Source organism: Streptomyces rimosus subsp. rimosus, assembly GCF_000720725.1.
Taxonomy (GTDB): domain Bacteria; phylum Actinomycetota; class Actinomycetes; order Streptomycetales; family Streptomycetaceae; genus Streptomyces; species Streptomyces rimosus_A.
The window spans coordinates 61,617-82,345 of the sequence record NZ_JOCQ01000059.1 but is presented as its reverse complement, the minus strand read 5'-3'; the positions used below and the strand labels follow the sequence as shown (position 1 = coordinate 82,345).

The following is a 20,729-nucleotide window of genomic DNA, read 5'->3' as shown; positions in this document are numbered from 1 at the left end:
GGCCCGGGATCGCCCCGTTTAGGGTTGATTCGTACTGCCTCGGAGGCGCCCTGTCGCCCGTGCCCCGCTCTTCTCCGGAAGGAGTCCCGGCCATGTCCACCCCGGCCGCGCACGACCCCGCGATCACCCTGCAACCGCTGCGGCCCGAGCACCTTCCGGCCGTTCTGGAGCTGGGTTCCCGCGTCTACGACACCGATGCCATGCCGTACACCGGCTGGTCGCTGACCGCCGTCGCCACCCACCTCGACGCGTCCGTGCCCGCGTGCCGGGTCGCCCTGGCCGGTGAGCGGCTCGCCGGGTTCGTGCTCGGCTCGATGACCTTCGAACAGCGCGAGGACTGGGGGTACCTGGAGTGGATCGCGGTGGACCCGGAGTTCCAGGGGCGCGGGGTGGCCGGCCGGCTGGTCGAGGACTGCTGTGCGGCGCTGACGGCGGCGGGCGCCTCGTCCGTGGTCACCGACGTGGAGGTGAACAACACCGCGTCGGCCGCGCTGATGCGCCGCAACGGCTTCACCGAGGGCGTCACCGTCACCCTGTTCGTACGGCCCGGCACCGGCGCGGCCCCGCACCGCGGCGGCATCTCCCTGCCGCACTTCGCCCGCACCGGGCGCCCCCGGCCCACCCACCGCGACAGCCGCTGACCCGGCACGCGGCGCGGACGGTCCCCGCCCCGGTTGTCACCCGGTCGCAGGAAGCACCCGGCGGGCGCGGTGGCGGGCCGCGCCGCCGCGTGTGAGCGTGGCCGGGAGCCGACACAGCTGCCGACAGAGGCGAGGACGCGTCATGGAACGACCCAGAGTCCTGATCGTGGGCGGCGGCTTCGCCGGAGTGGAGTGCGCGCGGGGCCTGGAGCACAGCCTGTCCGCCGAGACGGCCGAGATCGTGCTCGTCACGCCCAACAACTACGAGCTGTACCTGCCGCTGCTGCCGCACGTCGCCGCCGGCGTGGTCACCCCGCAGTCGATCGCCCCCTCCCTGCGGCGGATCCTGCGCCGGACGCGCCTGGTGCCCGGCGGGGTGATCGGCATCGACACCGCGGCGAAGGTCTGCGTCGTACGGCTGATCACGGGCGAGATCACGGACGTGCGCTACGACCGCCTGGTGCTGACGCCGGGCAGCATCACCCGCACGTTCGACATCCCCGGGCTGACGGAGTACGCGCGGGGCATGAAGACGCTGGCCGAAGCCGCGTACATCCGGGACCACGTCATCGCCCAGCTCGACATCGCCGCGGCCTCGACGGACCCGGAGGAGCGGGCGGCGCGGCTCCAGTTCGTCGTCGTGGGCGGCGGGTACGCGGGCACCGAGACGGTCGCCTACCTCCAGCGGCTGACCAGCGCGGCCGCGCAGCGCTACCCGCGCCTGGACCCGACGCAGATCAAGTGGCACCTCATCGACATCGCGCCGAAGCTGATGCCCGAACTGGGCGAGCGGCTCGGGCAGAAGGCGCTGGAGCTGATGCGGCGGCGCGGCACGGAGGTGTCGCTCGGCGTGTCGGTCGCCCAGGTCACGGAAGACATCGTGGAGTTCACGGACGGGCGGGTGCTGCCGTGCCGGACGCTGATCTGGACCGCGGGTGTGGCGGCGTCCCCGCTCATCGGCACGCTCGGCGCGGAGACCGTACGCGGCCGGCTCGTCGTGGACGCCGACCTGACCGTACCGGGCATGCCGGACGTGCTGGCCTGCGGTGACGCGGCGGCCGTACCGGACCTGGAGAAGGGCGGGGGCGCGGTCTGCCCGCCCACAGCGCAGCACGCGGCGCGGCAGGGCAAGCACGCCGCCCGCAACATCATCGCCGGGCTGCGCGGGGCGCCGCGCACGGCGTACCGGCACAAGGATCTCGGTCTGGTCGTGGACCTCGGCGGCATCGACGCGGTGTCCAAGCCGCTGGGGTACGAGCTGACCGGGCTGCCCGCCCAGGTGGCGGCGCGCGGCTACCACCTGCTGGCGCTGCGCACCGGTGTCGCCAGGTTCCGCACCGTCGCGAACTGGCTGATCAACGCCACCGCCGGGGACGACTTCGTACGGACCGGCTTCCAGGCCGAGAAGCCCGCGACGCTGCGGGACTTCGAGCGGACCGATGTGTATCTGTCGCAGGAGGACGTACGGGAGCGGCTGGCGGCGCGCGGAGCGGGGTGAACGCGGGCGCGTACGCCGGGCGGGCTTCCGTGCGGGTCAGCGGCCGAGGGGCTTCGGCCCGGCTCCGGCCCGGGCCCGGGCGGCCGCTCCGGCCCCGGCGGCTTCTTCGACCTCTTCGGCCCCTTCAGCCTCGTGTTGCTCTTCCTCCCCACCCGCCTCCGCCGCGTCGGGCAGGTCGCGGGCGCCGAGCCGCAGGTGCTCGATGTGGTAGACGGCCTCGTCGAGGAGCTGGGCGACATGGGTGTCGTACAGGCTGTAGACGATCCGGCGGCCCCGGCGGGAGCCGGTGACCAGGCCCAGCGCCCGCAGCAGCCGCAGCTGGTGGGAGACCGCGGACTGCTCCATGCCGACCGCGTCGGCCAGCTCACCCACCGGGCAGGGCCCCTGCCGCAGCCGGGTGAGGATCATCAGCCGCGACGGCGTGGCCAGCGCCTGAAGGGTGGCGGCGATGGTCGCGGCGGCGTCCGCGTCCAGATGCGCTGCCGGTGTGGTCCTGCCGTCGACTCCGTGTCCCATACGCCTCATCGTATCTTCGGCAATACTTGAAGACGTCTTCATGTGTTCGGCTATGGTGTGCGGGTCCCGCTCCCCTCCCGCCCCTGAGGTACCGCATGACGTCCACATCCAGCCACGGCCGTACGCACCGGTCACCGGCAGCCCCGACCGGCGCGCCCGCCCCGGCCGACGCCTCCGCACCGGCCGACGCACCCACCCGGACCGCCCCTGCCACCGCCCCTGCCACTGCGCCACCCCCTCCCCCGCGCCGCGGCCGGCTCCTCGCCCTGCCCGAGGTGCGCTGGGCCGCCCTCGCCGCGCTCGCCTTCCTGCCGGCCTTCCCCCTCGACCTGATGGGCGCCCCGGCCTGGACGTGGGGGCCGCTGTACGCGGTGTGTTACGCGGCCGGCGGCTGGGAGCCCGGCCTCGCGGGCCTGCGGGCGCTGCGCGAACGGACCCTGGACGTCGATCTGCTGATGGTCGTGGCGGCGGTCGGCGCGGCGGCCATCGGGCAGTTCCTGGACGGCGGCCTGCTGATCGTGATCTTCGCGGTCTCGGGCGCGCTGGAGGCCCTGGCCACCCGGCGCACCGAGGACTCCGTACGCGGCCTGCTCGACCTCGCGCCCTCCACCGCCGTACGGCTGACGGCCGGCGGCCGGGAGGAGACCGTCGAGGCCGCCGCGCTGCGGGTGGGCGAGACCGTGCTCGTACGCCCCGGGGAGCGGCTGCCCGCCGACGGCACGGTGCTGGACGGTGCGAGCGAGGTGGACCAGGCCACCATCACCGGTGAGCCGCTGCCGGTGGACAAGGCCGCGGGCGACGAGGTGTTCGCCGGGACGCTGAACGGCACCGGCGCGCTGCGGGTACGGGTCGCCAAGGACGCCTCCGAGTCAGCGATCGCCCGGATCGTGGCGATGGTCGAGGAGGCGGGCCGGACCAAGGCGCCCACCCAGGTCTTCATCGAGACGGTGGAACAGCGCTACTCCGCCGTGGTGGTGCTGGCGACCCTGGCGCTGTTCGCACTGCCGCTCCTTTTCGGCGCGGACTTCACCGCGACCCTGCTGCGGGCGATGACCTTCATGATCGTGGCGTCGCCGTGCGCGGTCGTGCTGGCCACCATGCCGCCGCTGCTGTCCGCGATCGCCACCGCCGGGCGGCACGGCGTCCTGGTCAAGTCGGCCGTGGCGATGGAGGGGCTGGGCGCGGTCACCCGGGTGGCGATGGACAAGACCGGCACGCTCACCGAGGGTGCGCCACGGGTCGCCGGGGTGCGGGCGCTGGGCGGCGCGGACGAGCGGCAGGCGCTCGCGTACGCCGCCGCGGCGGAGCTGCCCAGCGAACATCCGCTGGCCCGCGCCGTGGTCGCCGCCGCGCGGGGCCGCGGCCTGCGGGTGTCCGGCGCGCGGGAGTTCTTGTCCATGCCGGGACGGGGCGTGCGCGCGGTGGTGGAGGGGCGCGTCGTACAGGTCGGCAGTCCGGCGGCGCTGCTGAGCGCGGGAGCGCCCGGGAGCACCGACGGGCTCGCCGAGGAGCTGGTGCGCGAGGCGCGCGCCGGCGCGGAGGAGGTGGGGGCCGCCGGTCACACCGCGGTGGCGGTACTGGTGGACGCCCGGCCCGTTGCCGTACTGGCCGTCGCCGACCGGCTGCGCCCCGGCGCTCCCGAGGCCGTGGCCCGGCTGCACCGCCTGACCGGCACCGGCGTGACGCTGCTGACCGGTGACCACGCCCGCGCCGCCGCCCGTACGGCCGAGGAGTGCGGCATCACGGACGTACGGGCCGGACTGCTGCCGCAGGACAAGGTGGCCGCGGTCCGCGCCTGGCAGGACGGCGGCGCGAAGGTGCTGGTGGTCGGCGACGGCGTGAACGACGCGCCCGCGCTGGCAGCCGCGCACAGCGGCGTCGCGATGGGCCGGGTGGGCTCCGACCTGGCCCTGGAGACGGCCGACGCGGTGGTGGTGCGCGACGAGACCGGGGCGGTGCCCACCGTCGTCGCGCTCTCGCGACGGGCGCGACGGCTGGTGGTCCAGAACCTGGTCATCGCGTCCGTGTGCATCGGCGTGCTGGTCACCTGGGACCTGGCCGGACACCTGCCACTGCCGCTGGGCGTACTCGGCCACGAGGGCTCGACGGTCCTGGTCGGCCTCAACGGGCTACGGCTGTTGCGCGCCGCTGCCTGGCGGCGGGCGGCGGCCACCTGAGGGGCCCGTATGCCCCGCCCCGGCGCGCCGACAAGGGAATCCCTTGACCTCAACATTGGTTGAGGTCATAGCTTCTGGCATGTCGCCGGGCAGCACGGCCCGCGCACCTCACCCATGCCGACCACGCCGCCCCGGAGGACCGCGATGGACATGGAAGTCACCGCCTGGCATTCGCTGCACAGCACCTTGAACGCGCAGCGCGACCGGCGCCCGTTCTCCCGCGCGACGCTGCGGCGCATCGTCGCCTTCGCCCGGCCGCACCGCCGCGCGCTGGCCTGGTTCCTGGTGCTGAGCACGGTGACCGCGGCGCTCGCGGTGGTCACGCCGGTGCTCGCGGGCCGGGTGGTCGACGGCATCGTGGGCGGCGCGGCGGCCGGCACCGTCCTCAAGCTCGCCGGGCTGATCGCCGCCATCGCGGTGGCGGAGGCGGGTCTGGGCCTGCTGGCCCGCCGGCTGTCGGCGGGCCTCGGCGAGGGCCTGATCCTCGACCTGCGGACCACCGTCTACGACCACGTGCAGCGGATGCCGGTCGCCTTCTTCACCCGTACCCGCACGGGAGCGCTGGTCAGCCGCCTCAACAACGATGTGATCGGCGCGCAGCGGGCGTTCAGCGACACGCTGTCCAGCGTGGTCGGCAACATCGTGACGCTGCTGCTGACGCTCGTGGTGATGCTGAGCCTGTCGTGGCAGATCACGCTGATCGCGCTGGTGCTGCTGCCGGTGTTCGTCCTGCCCGCGCGCCGGGTCGGCCGCCGGCTGGCCGGGCTGCGGCGGGAGGCGGCCGACCACAACGCCGCGATGGGCACCCGGATGACCGAGCGGTTCTCCGCGCCCGGCGCCACCCTCATCAAGCTGTTCGGCCGTCCGGCGCACGAGTCGGCGGAGTTCGCCGCACGGGCGCGGCGGGTGCGCGACATCGGGGTGCGCACGGCCATGGTCCAGACGTACTTCGTCACCGCGCTCACCCTCGTCTCCGCCCTCGCGCTGGCCGTCGTCTACGGCCTCGGCGGCTTCCTGGCACTGCGCGGCCACCTCGAAGCGGGCTCCATCGTGTCGCTGGCCCTGCTGCTGACCCGCCTGTACGCGCCGCTGACGGCGCTGTCCGGCGCGCACACCGAGGTGATGAGCGCGCTGGTCAGCTTCGAGCGGGTCTTCGAGGTGCTGGACCTCAAGCCGCTGATCGAGGAGAAGCCGGACGCCCGCGCGGTGCCGGAGGGACCGGTCGCGGTGGAGTTCGACTCCGTGCGCTTCGGCTACCCGTCCGCCGACAAGGTCTCCCTGGCCTCCCTCGAAGAGGTGGCGTCCCTGGACACCCGGGGCGGCGCCGAGGTGCTGCACGGTCTCTCCTTCCGCGCGGAACCGGGCCACATGGTCGCCCTGGTCGGCTCCTCGGGCGCCGGCAAGTCGACCATCGCGCAGCTGCTGCCGCGGCTGTACGACGTGGACGCCGGCGCGGTACGGGTCGGCGGCGTGGACGTACGCGATCTGACGGCCGACTCGATCCGCGACACCCTCGGCATGGTGACCCAGGACGGCCACCTCTTCCACGACACCATCCGCGAGAACCTGCGGCTGGCCCGGCCCGGGGCCGGCGAGGACGAGCTGTGGGACGCGCTGCGCCGCGCCCGTCTGGACGGCCTGATCGCCTCGCTGCCGGACGGCCTGGACACGGTGGTCGGCGAGCGCGGCTACCGGCTCTCGGGCGGTGAACGGCAGCGGCTGACCATCGCCCGCCTGCTGCTGGCCCGGCCGCGCGTGGTGATCCTCGACGAGGCCACCGCCCATCTGGACAACACCTCCGAGGCGGCGGTGCAGGAAGCGCTGACCGAGGCGCTGGAGGGCCGTACGTCCGTGGTGATCGCCCACCGGCTGTCGACCGTACGGGCCGCCGACCTGATCCTGGTGGTCGAGGACGGGCGGATCGTCGAACGCGGCACGCACGACGCGCTGCTCGCGGCGGGCGGACGGTACGAGGAGCTGTACCGCACGCAGTTCGAGCAGGCGGAGACCTCCGGGGAACGCGCCGACCGCACGGCGACGGAACCGACCGCGGCGCGCTGACCGGCCGCACCGCCCGCGGGCCCCCGCCGACGGCTGGGGCCCGCGGCCGTGCCTCCCGTCCCCTTGGCGCCGCCCCGCGCATGCCGAACACTGAGGCGATGACCCAGCGCGTGGAACACACCACTGTCATGGACCGCCTCGCCATCGACGACCTGGTCACCGGCTACGCGATCGCCGTGGACGACGGCGACTGGGCCGCCTACCGGGCCCTGTTCGCCCCCGGGGCGCACGTCGACTACCGCTCGGCGGGCGGCATCGCGGGCAGCGCCGACGCGGTCGCGGACTGGCTCGCCGAAATGATGCGGCGCTTCCCCGTACGCCAGCACCTGATCGTCAACCGGCGGATCGGCATCGAGCTGCGCGACGGCGGCGCGCCCGGCGACACCGCCACCGTGCAGGCCGACTACCTGAACCCGATGCACCTCGCGGACCCGCACGGCACCCCGCCCGGCCCGTCCGCCGGCGCGTCGGCCGCCCCGAACTACACCTGCGCCGGCCGCTATGTCTTCGCCGCCCGCCGCGCCGCCGACGGATGGCTGCTGACCGAGGTCGTCGTCCACGAGAAGTGGCGCCAACTGCTTCCGGCGCACGCCTGACGGGCCCTGCTGTCCATGATCGGCCGACGCGCGCACACTGGGTGCTGCGATCCGACGGAGGGCTCCGAAGGAGGAGACGGCATGCAGGTGTCGGCCGACGGCCGGAGGGAAACGGGCCGGGGACGCGTCCGCGAAGAGCGGCACCGCGGGCTCACGTCGCCCTGGACACGCGGCGCCGCCGCGGTCGTGGCCGGAGCGCTGCCCGCGCTCGCGTTCCCGGCGCCCGCCCTGTGGTGGCTGGCCTACGCCGCCCTCGTCCCGTGGATCCTGCTGGCGCGCTCGGCCCGGACGAACCGCCGCGCGGCCCTGGACGGCTGGCTCGGCGGCGCGGGCTTCATGCTGGCCGTCCACCACTGGCTGCTGCCGAGCCTGCACGTGTTCATCCTCGTGCTGGCCGCACTGCTCGGCCTGTTGTGGGCGCCCTGGGGCCTGCTCGTACGGGCGCTGCTGCACGGCAGCCCGGGCGCGGCCCGGTGCGCCGCGTCCCTCGTCCTCGTACCGTCCGGCTGGCTGATGGTCGAACTGGTCAGGTCCTGGGAGTACTTGGGCGGGCCCTGGGGGCTGCTGGGCGCCAGCCAGTGGCAGGTGCCGCCCGCGCTGCGGCTCGCCTCGCTCGGCGGGGTGTGGCTGCTGAGCCTGCTCATCGTGTCGGTGAACGCCGCGCTCGCCCTGCTCGTCGCGGTGCGGCGGGCCCGCGTACCGGCGGTGGCGGGCCTCCTCATCTGCGCTGTCGGCAGCACCGCGGCCTGGCTGTGGGCGCCGGTGCCGCGGCCGGCCGGCACGGTCCGCGTCGGCCTCGTCCAGCCGGGCGAGATCGTGGGCGCGGACCCGCGGATAGCCCGCGGCGATGAGCTGACCCGCTCGCTGGCCGGGCGCGGCGTCCAGCTGGTGGTCTGGGGAGAGAGCAGCGTCAACCGCGACCTGACCCGCAATCCGGCCATGTCGGCCCGGCTCGCCGCGCTTTCCCGGGACGTGGGCGCCGACCTCCTGGTGAACGTCGACGGGCGGCGCGCCGACCGGCCCGGCATCTACAAGAGTTCCGTCCTGGTCGGCCCGCAGGGCGCGACCGGCCACCGCTACGACAAGATGCGCCTGGTTCCGTTCGGCGAGTACATCCCGCTGCGTTCCGTGCTGGGCTGGGCGACGCACGTCGGCAAGGCCGCCGACCAGAACCGGATGCGCGGCACCCGGCAGGTGCTGATGCCGGTCGGCTCGGCGGGCGGGCTGCGCGTGGGGCCGCTGGTTTGCTTCGAGTCGGCGTTCCCGGACATGAGCCGTCAACTGGCGCACGATGGCGCGCAGTTGCTGGTCGCCCAGTCCTCCACCTCGACCTTCCAGGACAGCTGGGCGCCCGCCCAGCACGCCTCGCTGGCCGCGCTGCGGGCCGCCGAGACCTGGCGGCCGATGGCGCACGCCACGCTGACCGGGGTGAGCGCGGTGTACGGGCCGCGGGGCGAGCCGGTGGGCGGCCGCCTCGGCACCGAGCGAGGTGCGGCGGCCGTGTACGACATCCCGCTGGCCGAGGGCACCAGCCCGTACGTGCGCTTCGGCGACTGGGCCCTGTACGGCGCGATGCTGGCGCTCGGGGCGTACGCGGTGACGGCGGGGGCGCGGGCGTTGCGGTCACGCCGAGGCGCACGCGGGGCAGCGGAGCGGAAACCGTGAGGCCCGTCGCCTCACCCGGCCTGCGCCAGCGCCTCCTCGATCACCCGCTCGCACAGCTCGTGCGTACGCAGCGCGTCCTCGGCCGGCACGAACCGGCCCGCCCGCACGTCGTCCAGAAAGGCCAGCACGATCTGCTCGATGCCGCGCTGCCGGGCCACCGGTACCCAGTCGCCGCGCCGCCGCACGCTCGGCTGTCCCTTGTGGTCGATGATTTCGGCGAGGTTGACGACCTGGCGCTTGGTGTCCTGGCCGGACACGTCGAGGATCTCCTCCGCGGAACCGCTGAGCCGGTTCATGCTGCCGATGGCGCTGAAGCCGGCGCCGGAGAGGTGCAACACCACGTGGTGCATCAGGCCGTCGCGGATCTTCGCCCGGACGTCCACGTGCTCGACGGTGCCGGGCGCCAGGAACCGCAGCGTGTCGACCACGTGGATGAAGTCGTCCAGGACCAGCGTCCGGGGGCCCTCCGGGAGGCCGACCCGGTTCTTCTGCATGAGGATCAGGTCGCGCGGGTGCTCCAGGCACTGCGCGTACCCCGGCGCGTAGCGGCGGTTGAAGCCGACCGCCAGGCTGACGCGGCGCTCCTCGGCGAGCCGCACGATGCGCTCGGTGTCGGCCAGGTCGTAGGCAATCGGCTTGTCCACGTACGTCGGCACCCCGGCCTCGACGAGGCGGGTGACGATCTCCGGGTGCGCGGTGGTGGGCGCGTGCACGAACGCCGCGTCCAGACCGGCGGCGAGCAGCCCGTCCAGATCGGTGTGGCACCGGTCGGCGGGCAGGCGGCAGGTCGCGGCGACCCGCTCCAGGGTGGCCGGCGTACGGGTCTGGAGGTGCAGCTCGACACCGGGCTGCGCGCCGAGCACCGGCAGGTACGCCTTCTGTGCGATGTCGCCGAGTCCGATGCAGCCGACCTTCACGAAGGGCTCCCTGGGGTTGTGCCGCCGTTTCCGGTGACGCGCTGGTCAGCGCGCCGGGTGCGCCGGGCGTGCGCCGGGCGCCCCGGAAGCATACGTGCCGCCCGGGGGCCGCCAGTCGGCGATGCCGTCGAGCGAGCGCAGCGCGAGGTCCGGGGCGAACCGCGCGGTGCAGGCCACGGCGGCCTGGCGCAGCAGGACGGCGGGCGCGGACCGCCAGGTGGTGAGACGGCCGATGCGCTCCGACCGGCGCACGACCTCCGTCGTCCGCGGCAGCCGCTCCCGCGAGTACGCGTCGAGGGCCGCCGCCAGGGTCCGGTCCGACGCGACGCGGTGTGCCAGCACGATCGCGTCCTCGATGGCCTGGCAGCCGCCCTGGCCGAGGTTGGGCGTCATCGGGTGCACGGCGTCGCCGAGCAGAGCCACCCGGCCGCGGTGGCAGGCGGGCAGCGGCCGGGCCGCCGTACGGACGTCGTTGCGCAGGACGGCGGCCGGGTCGGCGGCCGCCAGGATCTCGGGGACGGGCTGGTGCCAGCCGCCGAACCGGCGCAGCAGCTCGGACCGTTCGTCGTCGGGCGCACGGCCCCCGGGCGGCACGGCCGCGGTGGCATAGGCGTAGACCCGCCCGTCGTGCAGCGCCACGCTCCCCCACACCCCGCCGGGCCCCCACGTCTCGTGCGCGGCGTACGGACGGCGGAGCGCCGGGACGACGAGGCGCCAACTGGTGAACCCGGCGTAGCGGGGCTCCGGGTGTCCGGGGAAGAGGGAGCGGCGGGTGGCGGAGTGGATGCCGTCGGCGGCTATGACGAGGTCGGCGGTCAGGTGGGGTGTGCGGGCGGTTTCGGCCGGGTCCAGGAGGCGGACGCGGGCCGGGCGGTCCGGGCGCGCGGGGTCGCCCGGGTCGGCCACTTCGGCGGGCGCGCCGGTCCGTACGGCCCCTTCGGGCAGCCGCCCGGCGAGCAGGGCGATCAGCTCCGCGCGGTGGGCGACCACGACGGGGCCGCCGAAGCGCCGTACGACCGCGGCGTTGTCCGTACGGGCCAGCCGGCGACCGCGCGGAGTCCGGAGCTCGCCCCTGATCTGCGGGACGGCCATGGCGCGTACGGCGTCTCCCGCGCCGATGGTGTCCAGCGCGCGCTGGGCGTTGGCGGCCAGCGCGATACCGGCCCCGACGGGTTCGAGCGCGGCGGCCCGTTCCAGGACGGTGATCTCCCACCCCTGCCGGTGCAGGGCGACGGCGGCGGTGAGGCCGCCGATCCCGCCGCCGATGACGATCGCTGTGCGCTGCCGCATGAGTCCTCCCGTGGCACCGAGCGGTGGGACCGGACGCCTCGGCGGACCTGCCACCGGACACTCGGACTACACCTGTAGTTGCCTGTCGGCACGACATTACTACACGTGTAGTCGCAGCGGTAGGCTCACCTGCATGACCCGAAGTGCCACCCCCGGCAAGGCCGCGACCAGCAAGGCCACGTCCGACGCGACCACGCCCCGCCACGACCGCATCGCCGACGCCGCCCTGTCCCTGCTCGCCGAGCGCGGGCTGCGCGGGCTCACCCACCGGGCCGTGGACGAGGCCGCCGGGCTGCCGCAGGGGTCCACCTCGAACCTCGCGCGCACCCGCGCGGCCCTGCTGGAAACGGCGGTACGGCGGCTGGCCGAACGGGAAGCGGCCGTCCTCACGCCCCAGGAGACGCCGGACGCGGCGGGCAGCGGCCCCGCGGCGCTCGCCGACGCCCTCTCCCTCGGCCTGCACCGTTCGCTGACCCGCCACCGGGACCTGGCCGTCGCCCGGTACGAACTGGCCCTGGAGGCCACCCGGCGCCCCGAGCTGCGCGTCTTCTACGACCGGGCCGGGCAGCGGTTCCGCGAGCCGCTGGTGGCGATGCTGACGGCGGCCGGGTCCACCGCGCCCGAGCGGCACGCGCTGAACGTCCTCGCCTGGTGTGACGGCATGCTCTTCTCCTGCATCGCCGGACAGTTCCACGCGACGCCGCCGACCCGGCGGGAACTGCGTACCGGTATCGAGGAATTGCTCGCCGGCCTGCTCGGCCGCGGCTGATCCGGTGTCAACGCCGCTCGGATCGATCACTCCCACGGGGCCTTCACAAAAGGGGCTGTCATCGGCAGAGTTGGCCGGTGTTCCGTATTCCCGCAGCGGCGGCCCTCGCCGTGACGACGGCCGCGGTCGCCACCGGATGTGTCACCGTCGCCCACCGCCCGGCCCCCGAAAGCCTCCGGCCCCGCCCCGCGGCGCCCGCCCCGTCCGTGGAGCCCATCGGCCCGGAGGTCACCCAGTCCCCGCGCCGTGAGGGTTCGGGAGCGCCGCCGCCCGGCCCGGCCGCCCGGCGCTCCGCACCGGCCGGTCCCCCGGCCTCCGGCGTACAGCGGACGAAGCAGCCGCAGCCGGAGTCCGCGCGGAAGGGGGCGGGGAAGGGCAAGGGCGCGGGCCGGGACGGACGGGGCGGCCCGGAGCACGGGTCCGGCCACGGAGGCCACCGCTTCGGCTCTCCATGGCAACGCGCCGAGGACCGCCGCCCGATCGCCCCGGCCCCCGGCCTGTGCGCGCTGGCCCGGGAGTACGGCCGCTGGCAGGGCGACGACCGCGCCGACGAGGTCTGCCGCCGCGTGTACGGAGGCTGAGCGCCGGGGCGCCCGCGCGGTCGGGCCGCCCCCGTCGGCGCCGAACGCCGCGGCCCCGGCTCAGCCCAGGTCGGGGATACGCCAGTCGATCGGGGTGTGCCCCTGCGCGGCGACCGCCTCGTTTATCCGGGTGAAGGGCTGGGAGCCGAAGAACTTCTTCGCGGACAGCGGGGACGGGTGGGCGCCCTCCACGACCGCGTGCCGCTCGGTGTCGATCAGCGGCAGCTTCTTCTTCGCGTAGTTCCCCCAGAGCACGAACACCGCCGGGTCCGGCCGGGAGGCCACCGCCTTTATCACCGCGTCGGTGAACTTCTCCCAGCCCTTGCCCTTGTGCGAGTTGGCCTCGCCCGCCCGCACCGTGAGCACCGCGTTCAGCAGCAGCACGCCCTGCCGGGCCCAGGGCATCAGATAGCCGTTGTCCGGGACCGGGTGGCCCAGCTCCTCCTTCATCTCCTTGTAGATGTTGCGCAGCGACGGCGGCGTCTTCACACCGGGCCGCACGGAGAAGCACAGCCCGTGGCCCTGCCCCTCTCCGTGGTACGGGTCCTGCCCCAGGATCAGCACCTTCACCTGGTCGTACGGGGTGGCGTCGAGGGCCGCGAAGACCTCCTCGCGGGGCGGGTAGACCGGCCCGTTCGCCCGCTCCTGCTCGACGAACTCGGTGAGCTCCTTGAAGTAGGGCTTCTCCAACTCCTCGCCGAGGACGCCGCGCCAGGACTCGGGCAGCATGTCGGTCATCACTGAGCAACCTCCGGTGTGCGTTCCGTTCTCGGCTACGAACTTACCGGCGACCACTGACAGCGCCGCACGCCCGTCCACCGGCCGGGCCCGCCCGGGCCTCCGCCCGCCCCGCGCCCGCTCACGCCGTGTCGAGCCGCGCCCGCTGCGCCGCGTCCAGTCGCAGGTCCAGCGCCGCCAGACTCTCGTCCAGCTGGGCCACCGAACTCACACCGAGGACCGGGACGACCGGCACCCGGCCGCCCATCAGCCAGGCCAGCACCACCTGGTTCACGGTGGCCCCGGCCTCCGCGGCGACCTCGCGGAGGACCCGCAGACGCGCCACCGAACCGGGGTGGTCGTACCGGTCCAGCAGCGGCTGCTCCGGCCGCGCGTACCCGCCGTGCATCAGCGTCGAGTATCCCAGCAGCGTCAGGTCGTCGTGCGCCTCGGCGTAATCGAGCAGTTCCTCGTCCGTCTCCCGCTGGAGCCCGGAATCCGCGTCGGGCCGCGGCCGCAGGTAGGTGTGCCGCTGCTGTACGGCGCGGTAGCCGGGCAGGCCCTGCGCCTCGGCGATGCGGCGGGCCTCGGCGAGCCGCCACGTGGCGTGGTTGCTGGCCCCGAGCACCCCCACCGAGCCGTCCCGCACCAGGCCCGCCAGCGCCCCGACGGTCTCCTCCAGCGGCACGTCCCGGTCCTCGATGTGCGCGTAATACAGGTCCACCCGGTCCGTGCCGAGCCGTCGCAGGCTGCCCTCGATCCCGTCCCGTACGGTCTTCTCGCCCAGCCCCTCCAGATTGGCGGGCCACTCTGGGCCGCGGGACGGGTCGGGGCGCGCGCCGACCTTGGTCGCCAGCACCGTACGGTCCCTGGCGCCCCGGCTGCGCAGCCAGCGCCCCAGCAACAGCTCGCTCTCGTCGCCGGTCGCGCCCGGCACCCAGCAGGCGTAGTTGTTGGCGGTGTCCAGGAAGGTGCCGCCCGCCTCGGCGAAACGGTCGAGCACGGCGTACGACGTCTCCTCGTCGACGGTGGTGCCGAACGGCAGGGTGCCCAGGCACAGGGCGCTGACCCGGGGTCCCCGGTCGCCGCCGAGAGTGCGGTAGCGCATGGTGGGTCTCCTTCACGGATTCACAGAGGGCATCACGGGCCCTCGTGCACGGGCCCGGAACAGACGTGGTGCCGGCCCCTTCCGGACCGGCACCACAGACTCTGCCTCTTGGAGTGCACGCGAACGCAAGCCGCTGTGCACGCTCCCGTACGCGGAGCGCGCACACCCGTACGCCTGCCCTCAGGCGCCCGCGCCCACCGGCGCCCTCAGACGCCCGCGCCCGTCGGCGCCCTCAAACGCCCGCGTTCAGGAACAGCCCGCCGTCCACCTGGAGCGTCTGCCCGGTGATCCACCCGGCGGCGTCGGACAGCAGGAACGCCGCCGCGCCGCCGATGTCCTCCGGCACACCGAGGCGCCCCATCGGGTAGCCCGCGGCGGCCTCCTCCTCGCGGTTCTCGTACAGCGCGGCCGCGAACTTGGTCTTGACGACCGCCGGGGCGATCGAGTTGACCCGTACCACCGGCGCGAACTCGTGCGCCAGCTGGAACGTCAGGTTGATCATCGCGGCCTTGCTCATGCCGTACGCGCCGATGAAGGGCGACGCGGAGACGCCCGCGATGGAGGCGATGTTGACGATCGCGCCGCCGTTGTCCTTCTGCCACGCGTGCCAGGTGCGCTGCGCGAAGCCCAGCGCGGAGACGACGTTGGTCTCGAACACCTTGCGGGCTACGTTCAGATCGAGGTCCGCGATCGGGCCGAAGACCGGGTTCGTACCGGCGTTGTTGACCAGGTGGTCGACGCGGCCGAACGCCTCCATGGCCCGCTCCACGGCGACACCCTGGTGGGCCTCGTCGTGCGCCTTGCCCGCGACGCCGATGACGCGGTCGGCGCCCAGCGCCTCGACGGCCTCCTTGAGGGCGTCCTCGTTGCGGCCGGTGATGCAGACCTTGTCGCCGCGGGCCACCAGCGCCTTGGCGATGCCGTACCCGATGCCCCGGCTGGCGCCGGTGACCAGCGCCGCCTTGCCGGAGAGCGGGGGCAGCGCCTTGTCCTGTGCAGTCATCTTCCGTCCCCTCGGCGTCAGTTGAGCGGGCCGCCGGCCACGTACAGGACCTGGCCGGAGACGAAGCCGGCCGCCTCGCCCGTGAAGAAGGCGATGGCGTTGGCGATGTCGTCCGGCACGCCGACGCGCTGCACCGGGATCTGGGTGGCGGCCGCGGCCTGGAAGTCCTCGAAGCCCATGCCGACGCGCTCGGCGGTGGCGGCGGTCATGTCCGTGGCGATGAACCCGGGCGCGACGGCGTTGGCGGTGACGCCGAACTTGCCGAGTTCGATGGCGAGGGTCTTGGTGAAGCCCTGCAGGCCGGCCTTGGCGGCCGAGTAGTTGACCTGTCCGCGGTTGCCGAGCGCCGAGCTGGAGGAGAGGTTGACGATCCGGCCGAACTTGGCGTCGACCATGTGCTTCTGGCAGGCCCGCGACATCAGGAACGCGCCCCGCAGGTGCACGTTCATAACGGTGTCCCAGTCGCTGTCGCTCATCTTGAACAGCAGGTTGTCCCGGAGCACACCCGCGTTGTTGACGAGCACGGTCGGCGCGCCCAGCTCCGCCGCCACCCGCGCGACCGCCGCCTCCACCTGCTCCGCGTCCGAGACGTCACAGCCCACGGCCAGCGCCCTGCCGCCCGCCGCGGTGATCTTCTCGACGGTGTCCTTGCAGGCCGCCTCGTCCAGGTCGAGTACGGCGACGGCGCGGCCCTCGGCGGCCAGGCGGACCGCGGTGGCCGCGCCGATGCCGCGGGCCGCGCCCGTCACGATGGCTACGCGCTGCTCGGTGGTGGACATGCGGGGTTCTCCTCACCCTCGAAACCTCGACGAGCGGTCCGCCGCACCGCAACCACAGGTGAGCAACCGCTTAGTAGCTTCAGCAGGCCCGACGCTAGAAGCCCCGCCACCCTCTGTCAACGCCTCCTCGGCACTCCACCGCACTTCAGAAGGGCCACCGGGCCCGTACGGACCGGCGGCAACCGGCTTCCGTACGGACCGGCAACCCCCGGCAGGCCCTCCCCCACGCAACCAGCGACCGCCCTCACCTCACCTCACCAACAGATCGAGCAACCGCTCCGCCTCGGTCGACGGGTCCGTGGTCAGCCCGGTGTGCACCGGGCCGGGCTGCACGACGGTGCTGCGCGGCGCGATCAGCCACCTGAAGCGCCGCCCCGCATCGTCGCCCGCAGCCTGCCCGGCACGCTCGCCGCCCACACAGATCCCCTCGACCGCACGCAGGGCCGCCCTGACACCTTCCACGTCGGCGTTCGCGTCGAGCGCCCGCAGCCGCCCCTCGTCCAGATACGTACGCGCCTCCACGAAGCGCCGGGCGCGGCAGTACACGACCACCCCCGCATTGATCATCTCTCCGCGTTCGACCCGCGGTACGACCTTGAGCAGGGCGTACTCGAACACGTCACGTCCGTTGTGCAGGCCGCTCACTTCACTGTCCTCCGCGGCAACTCGCTCGCCAGCCAGCCCGGTACCCGGGAGGGCCCGTCCTTCGTGGGTTCCCCGACGGTGATCCGCTCGCCGATCACCGGGGCCCGGCCCAGCAGCGCCCGTACGTAGGCGCCGCGCAGCTCGTCCGGCGAGCCGAAGCCCGGCTCGTCCACCAGCCACTCGTCCGGCACGGCGGCCGCGACCTCGGTCAGCAGTTCCTCGGTGACCAGCGGCGCGAACTCGGCCGCCGCGGCCTCGACGTCCGGCCCGAAGCTCGCCAGCACGTGGTCGGAGGCGTCGTACGGTTTGGCCGCGGACTTCTCGGCGGTGGGCCAGTTGTGCTGCCAGATCATCGTGGCCCCGTGGTCGATCAGCCACAGCTCACCGTGCCAGACCAGCAGGTTCGGGTTGCGCCACGAGCGGTCCACGTTGTTGATGAGCGCGTCGAACCACACGACCCGCCCCGCCTCCCGCGCCGACACCTCGAATGCGAGCGGATCAAACCCGAGCGACCCCGGCAGATAGTCCATCCCCAGGTTCAGTCCCCCGCTGGCCTTCAGCAGCTCCTGCACCTCCTGATCGGGCTCACTCAGCCCGATCACCGGATCGAGCTGCATCCGCACCAACTCCGGCACCCGCAGCCCGAGCCGCCGCCCCAGTTCCCCACAGATGACCTCGGCGACCAGCGTCTTGCGCCCCTGTCCCGCCCCGGTGAACTTCATGACATACGTACCGAGATCATCGGCCTCGACGATCCCCGGAAGCGACCCGCCTTCACGCAAGGGCGTGACATAGCGGGTCGCGGTGACTTCGGACAACATGCGGATCAGGCTACTTCCTGGGGTTTGCCGCAGGTCAGCGACGTGCGGGCGATTCAGTCCGGCGGTAGTGATGCAAGTATATCGATACATGCGCATCGAACCCGCCTCAGCCACCCCCGCACCCGAGGGGTCCTCCGAAGATGACCGGGGAGAATCTGGGGAGTTTCAGATCTCAACCACAGGGTTCACTGGATCGCCAAGCAGCCCATCATGATTACGGAGCGTAACGGCCGAGGGCGTTCGGCCACCGCCGTCTCACCATCCGATACGAGCGAAAGGGATCGCACTTCCTCGCCCTCCTCGGCCTCAGGCTGCCCTGGCCCGCCACAAGAAGCAGGCAAAACTCACCACGTGAGACCTTCTCCAGGGACCGTGCGGTAGCTGCCGTGCCGGGCGGAATGGCCCTGCTGGGGTTGGTGTGATCACAGTGCCGGAGCCGTCATGAACGGCTCCGGCACCGAGTTGAACCCACGGCAGTTCGGCAGGTTGTTCAACCCATGCACCGCGAGTACAAGGCAAGCCCACGCACCCACGCACCCACGAACTTCTCGCCGTGCTCCGCGCGCGAGACCATCACCGTCGGGATGAACTCACCTCGACGGCTACTCGCCGACGGTGCCATCGGCGAGTTCACGTGCGATGTCCAGGTGCCCAACGTGCCGGGCGTACTCCTGGAGGAGGTGAAAGAGAATCCAGATCAGCGTCGGGCGATCTTCTTCGGCCGGGACGCGGCCACCGAGCGTGGCTGCTCTGTCCTCCAGCTGTGCCCCGGCGACGATGACGCGGGAGCGTGCGCACTGCTCCTGGAAGAACGTCTTGACGTCCTCGAAGGTCTCGTCCGGCGCGATGTGCCATGGTGCGCGGCGGACCTTCACATCGCCCCAAGGCTCTTCGATGTGTTCACCGGCAAACCCCCACTGCAGCCAGCGCAGCTCTACGTAAGCCAAGTGCTTGAGCAGGCCGAGCGGGGCCCAGCCGGAAGGCAGCCGACTGCGACGTAGCTCCGCGTCGGACAGTGCCTCCAGCTTGCGCAGCACGGCCTCTCGGTAGAAGTCGAGGTAGCCGGTGAGCAGTTCGGCTGGGGCGCTGAGGGTGACCGGGGGCTCCGGCGAAGGCTCGATTCTGTGGAGCACAGCCGGAGTGTCAGACTGCATGTGGTGCATGTGCTTGTCTCTCCAAAACTTTCGTCGGAGCGCCGGGTACAGGCGCAGTTGAACCTACTTGGTCGCAGCCGAACGGTCTGCGCATGGCCCTGTCCGGCAAAGCTGCACAACGCCACCAGACCGCGGTGCCCGCAGAAAAGCTCAACGCGCAGGTGGTCCACACTCTGAGCAAAAGGCGCCCGCCGTCCACGAGCAGGCCGCCGTCGATGCACGCACGGCAGAGCAAGTTTGCGTCCACCCCGGGGCCGGCGACCGGAATCCGAGCGGTCTTACCTCCTGCTCATGTCCGGCCGCTGCCTTCCCGGAGCTTGACGGCGGCTTCTGCGGAGTTCAGCCCGTACTGTTGCCTGGCACCCTTCCCGCCGCGGAATGCGGGAGCGCACAGGAGAGAACCGGTAGTGATTCCCTGCCTCGACCGATTAATCTCCGTCAGTGAAACCCGTCCACCGGGGATTGTCGAGGTCTTTGCCTGCAGCATTTCGGTCCGGGAGGGCAAGCCAGCAGTCAACCACGTGAAGAACAGACCACACCACGAGAACGCCGTCGGCCCGACCACGAGATGTAGACAACCGCAGGGAAAGCTTCTCAGAGCGGTCTCAAATTTCCGGTCTCAGCCTCTTTGCCTACGGCACGAAAGGGATCTTGACCTGTACTCCATAATATGTGGGTGCCCACAAAGGTGGTCCTTAGATCGTGTTTGAGATCTGCCGTGTCCAGTGGCCTGGGCGAACGTTGAGTCTTATGTCAATGCTGTTGGGGATGGGTATCCGTCGGACTTGGCGGATGAGCAGTGGGGGCTGGTGGAGCCGTTGCTGCCGCCTGCGAGGGTGGGGTCGAAGGGCGGGCGGCAGGAGGAGGGCAGTCCGTCCGCACCGCCGACACCGTCCCCATCGCCACCAAGGGCTTCGATGCCGGCAAGAAGGTCAAGGGTCGCAAGCGGTTCCTCCTGACCGATGCGCTCGGCCTGCTCCTGGCAGTCCACGTCCTCGCTGCGAATGTGCAGGACCGTGATGGTGCGAAGCACCCGCTGCTTAAGCGGTGGGCGATCGGGCGCACGCTGCCGTGGAGCACCGCCCCCCGGCGCCTTGCGCGGGACTACGAGACCAATCCGGCTCACTCGGAGTCCATGATCCGCTGGGCGATGACCGGCGTCATGGTCCGCCGTCTCACCCGCGGCCGTCCCGCAGCCCGCCCGGGCCCGCTCGTGCGGCTACCGTCGTAAGCGGCCCGCTCACGGGCACCGGCAGCCGGGCGCTGGCGGCGGCCTACAGAGCCAGGAACCGTTCTACGTCTTGTTTCAGAAACGGTGTCAGGTCGCTCAGCTCCGAGACGATCATTCGAAGCTCACGCCCGAGCTCGGGTGATCCGCTCCAGACCTCCGGACTCCTGGTGAGTACGGCGGCCAACAGATCGCCCTCGTACATGTCGCCCTCCGCCATCGGGTCGTCCCGGAGTACCTCCAGTGCCACCGGCAAGACATAGGCAAGGCCCATGTCCTGCCTGACCAGCAGGCGCAGGTCCTCGACGGTCAGCTCGCCGATCGGCTTACGCCGAAGCGCGTGCACGGTCGCCACAAGACGGGTCACACTGCCCGACGGGGCCGGCCAACGATCGCGCTCAAGCTCCTCAAGGGAGCGGTCACGGTTCACATGTCGAGTCACCGAAGGATCGTCCCAGGCCAGAGATCTCAAACGCGGTCCAAGGCACTCGAATCGATCAGGAGCCTCCTGGTCAGCTTCCCCGACCTATCCGAGAAGCAGATGCTGTACACGCTCCCGGCAG

The 20,729-nt window shown here is 72.7% G+C and carries 19 protein-coding genes and 1 pseudogene; 9 read left to right on the top strand and 11 right to left on the bottom strand.

All coding sequences use genetic code 11. The features are described 5' to 3' along the window. Nucleotides 1–92: 92 nt before the first annotated feature. Both IH45_RS0127165 and IH45_RS0127160 read left to right on the top strand, forming a co-directional pair. Complete coding sequence (locus tag IH45_RS0127165) at nt 93–641, top strand: GNAT family N-acetyltransferase (RefSeq protein WP_030673839.1); 549 nt, start codon at nt 93–95, stop codon at nt 639–641. Nucleotides 642–783: 142 nt separating this feature from the next. Continuing rightward, nucleotides 784–2,139: an NAD(P)/FAD-dependent oxidoreductase gene (locus IH45_RS0127160; RefSeq protein ID WP_030673836.1), complete on the top strand. Its 1,356-nt coding sequence runs from the start codon at nt 784–786 to the stop codon at nt 2,137–2,139. A 36-nt stretch (nt 2,140–2,175) separates the two neighbouring features. Here the strand turns inward: IH45_RS0127160 and IH45_RS0127155 are convergent, their stop codons facing one another. After that, nucleotides 2,176–2,655: an ArsR/SmtB family transcription factor gene (locus IH45_RS0127155; RefSeq protein ID WP_234440693.1), complete on the bottom strand. Its 480-nt coding sequence runs from the start codon at nt 2,653–2,655 to the stop codon at nt 2,176–2,178. 95 nt (nt 2,656–2,750) lie between these two features. On the opposite strand from IH45_RS0127155, the gene IH45_RS0127150 reads away from it, so the two are divergent. From IH45_RS0127150 to lnt, 4 genes are all read left to right on the top strand, one after another. Beyond that, nucleotides 2,751–4,832 (top strand): heavy metal translocating P-type ATPase, encoded by a 2,082-nt coding sequence (locus IH45_RS0127150; protein WP_078897800.1) that lies wholly within the window; start codon nt 2,751–2,753, stop codon nt 4,830–4,832. 144 nt (nt 4,833–4,976) lie between these two features. Continuing rightward, a complete protein-coding gene (locus IH45_RS0127145; protein WP_030673828.1) occupies nt 4,977–6,893 on the top strand; it encodes an ABC transporter ATP-binding protein in 1,917 nt (638 codons plus the stop codon). Between the two features lie 98 nt (nt 6,894–6,991). Beyond that, nucleotides 6,992–7,489, top strand: coding sequence for a nuclear transport factor 2 family protein (locus tag IH45_RS0127140; RefSeq protein WP_030673825.1), 498 nt, complete (start codon nt 6,992–6,994; stop codon nt 7,487–7,489). A gap of 81 nt (nt 7,490–7,570) precedes the next feature. Beyond that, on the top strand, nt 7,571–9,154 hold the full coding sequence (gene lnt, locus IH45_RS0127135) for an apolipoprotein N-acyltransferase (RefSeq protein WP_050515209.1): 1,584 nt from the start codon (nt 7,571–7,573) through the stop codon (nt 9,152–9,154). An 11-nt stretch (nt 9,155–9,165) separates the two neighbouring features. Here lnt and IH45_RS1000000150185 read toward each other — a convergent pair whose 3' ends face one another. Next, nucleotides 9,166–10,071, bottom strand: a complete 906-nt coding sequence (locus IH45_RS1000000150185; protein WP_030673820.1) for a Gfo/Idh/MocA family protein — start codon at nt 10,069–10,071, stop codon at nt 9,166–9,168. Nucleotides 10,072–10,116: 45 nt separating this feature from the next. After that, the gene (locus tag IH45_RS0127125; protein ID WP_030673818.1) at nt 10,117–11,361 is read right to left on the bottom strand and encodes an FAD-dependent monooxygenase; all 1,245 of its coding nucleotides are present in this window, start codon (nt 11,359–11,361) and stop codon (nt 10,117–10,119) included. A 133-nt stretch (nt 11,362–11,494) separates the two neighbouring features. Here IH45_RS0127125 and IH45_RS0127120 point away from each other — a divergent pair, with 133 nt between their 5' ends. Both IH45_RS0127120 and IH45_RS0127115 read left to right on the top strand, forming a co-directional pair. Next, nucleotides 11,495–12,130: a TetR/AcrR family transcriptional regulator gene (locus tag IH45_RS0127120; RefSeq protein WP_030673817.1), complete on the top strand. Its 636-nt coding sequence runs from the start codon at nt 11,495–11,497 to the stop codon at nt 12,128–12,130. Nucleotides 12,131–12,207: 77 nt separating this feature from the next. Then, a complete protein-coding gene (locus IH45_RS0127115) occupies nt 12,208–12,711 on the top strand; it encodes a hypothetical protein (RefSeq protein WP_030673815.1) in 504 nt (167 codons plus the stop codon). Nucleotides 12,712–12,771: 60 nt separating this feature from the next. On the opposite strand, the gene IH45_RS0127110 is transcribed toward IH45_RS0127115, so the two are convergent. The 7 genes from IH45_RS0127110 to IH45_RS0127080 all read right to left on the bottom strand — a co-directional run bounded on the left by IH45_RS0127110 (nt 12,772) and on the right by IH45_RS0127080 (nt 18,917). Further along, nucleotides 12,772–13,449, bottom strand: coding sequence for a uracil-DNA glycosylase (locus IH45_RS0127110; RefSeq protein ID WP_030673812.1), 678 nt, complete (start codon nt 13,447–13,449; stop codon nt 12,772–12,774). Nucleotides 13,450–13,570: 121 nt separating this feature from the next. Beyond that, nucleotides 13,571–14,536 carry an aldo/keto reductase gene (locus IH45_RS0127105; protein WP_030673810.1) on the bottom strand — a complete coding sequence of 322 codons (966 nt, stop codon included), beginning with the start codon at nt 14,534–14,536 and terminating at the stop codon, nt 13,571–13,573. 232 nt (nt 14,537–14,768) lie between these two features. Further along, nucleotides 14,769–15,539 (bottom strand): SDR family oxidoreductase, encoded by a 771-nt coding sequence (locus IH45_RS0127100; RefSeq protein WP_030673808.1) that lies wholly within the window; start codon nt 15,537–15,539, stop codon nt 14,769–14,771. Between the two features lie 17 nt (nt 15,540–15,556). Further along, complete coding sequence (gene fabG / locus IH45_RS0127095) at nt 15,557–16,318, bottom strand: 3-oxoacyl-ACP reductase FabG (protein WP_030673805.1); 762 nt, start codon at nt 16,316–16,318, stop codon at nt 15,557–15,559. Nucleotides 16,319–16,567: 249 nt separating this feature from the next. Then, complete coding sequence (locus tag IH45_RS0127090) at nt 16,568–16,963, bottom strand: DUF3037 domain-containing protein (RefSeq protein ID WP_030673802.1); 396 nt, start codon at nt 16,961–16,963, stop codon at nt 16,568–16,570. Next, entirely contained in the window at nt 16,960–17,784 is an 825-nt protein-coding gene (locus tag IH45_RS0127085) for a HipA family kinase (protein ID WP_030673799.1), read from the bottom strand. The genes IH45_RS0127090 and IH45_RS0127085 overlap by 4 nt, the downstream gene beginning before the upstream one ends. Nucleotides 17,785–18,386: 602 nt before the next feature. Continuing rightward, nucleotides 18,387–18,917 carry a DinB family protein gene (locus IH45_RS0127080; RefSeq protein WP_030673796.1) on the bottom strand — a complete coding sequence of 177 codons (531 nt, stop codon included), beginning with the start codon at nt 18,915–18,917 and terminating at the stop codon, nt 18,387–18,389. A 734-nt stretch (nt 18,918–19,651) separates the two neighbouring features. On the opposite strand from IH45_RS0127080, the pseudogene IH45_RS0127075 reads away from it, so the two are divergent. After that, nucleotides 19,652–20,169, top strand: a pseudogene (locus IH45_RS0127075) (transposase). Between the two features lie 43 nt (nt 20,170–20,212). Here the strand turns inward: IH45_RS0127075 and IH45_RS01000000144155 are convergent. Continuing rightward, entirely contained in the window at nt 20,213–20,608 is a 396-nt protein-coding gene (locus IH45_RS01000000144155; RefSeq protein ID WP_234440692.1) for a contact-dependent growth inhibition system immunity protein, read from the bottom strand. Between the last annotated feature and the right edge of the window lie 121 nt (nt 20,609–20,729).

Bases quoted from the DNA above. Each gene is read 5' to 3' on its own strand.
- IH45_RS0127120 (WP_030673817.1), top strand. From the start codon at position 11,495: ATGACCCGAAGTGCCACCCCCGGCAAGGCCGCGACCAGCAAGGCCACG.
- IH45_RS0127165 (WP_030673839.1), top strand. From the start codon at position 93: ATGTCCACCCCGGCCGCGCACGACCCCGCGATCACCCTGCAACCGCTG.
- IH45_RS0127110 (WP_030673812.1), bottom strand. From the start codon at position 13,449: ATGACCGACATGCTGCCCGAGTCCTGGCGCGGCGTCCTCGGCGAGGAG.
- IH45_RS0127105 (WP_030673810.1), bottom strand. From the start codon at position 14,536: ATGCGCTACCGCACTCTCGGCGGCGACCGGGGACCCCGGGTCAGCGCC.
- IH45_RS0127140 (WP_030673825.1), top strand. From the start codon at position 6,992: ATGACCCAGCGCGTGGAACACACCACTGTCATGGACCGCCTCGCCATC.
- IH45_RS0127145 (WP_030673828.1), top strand. From the start codon at position 4,977: ATGGACATGGAAGTCACCGCCTGGCATTCGCTGCACAGCACCTTGAAC.
- lnt (WP_050515209.1), top strand. From the start codon at position 7,571: ATGCAGGTGTCGGCCGACGGCCGGAGGGAAACGGGCCGGGGACGCGTC.
- fabG (WP_030673805.1), bottom strand. From the start codon at position 16,318: ATGTCCACCACCGAGCAGCGCGTAGCCATCGTGACGGGCGCGGCCCGC.
- IH45_RS0127125 (WP_030673818.1), bottom strand. From the start codon at position 11,361: ATGCGGCAGCGCACAGCGATCGTCATCGGCGGCGGGATCGGCGGCCTC.
- IH45_RS0127100 (WP_030673808.1), bottom strand. From the start codon at position 15,539: ATGACTGCACAGGACAAGGCGCTGCCCCCGCTCTCCGGCAAGGCGGCG.
- IH45_RS0127085 (WP_030673799.1), bottom strand. From the start codon at position 17,784: ATGTTGTCCGAAGTCACCGCGACCCGCTATGTCACGCCCTTGCGTGAA.
- IH45_RS0127150 (WP_078897800.1), top strand. From the start codon at position 2,751: ATGACGTCCACATCCAGCCACGGCCGTACGCACCGGTCACCGGCAGCC.
- IH45_RS0127160 (WP_030673836.1), top strand. From the start codon at position 784: ATGGAACGACCCAGAGTCCTGATCGTGGGCGGCGGCTTCGCCGGAGTG.
- IH45_RS0127155 (WP_234440693.1), bottom strand. From the start codon at position 2,655: ATGGGACACGGAGTCGACGGCAGGACCACACCGGCAGCGCATCTGGAC.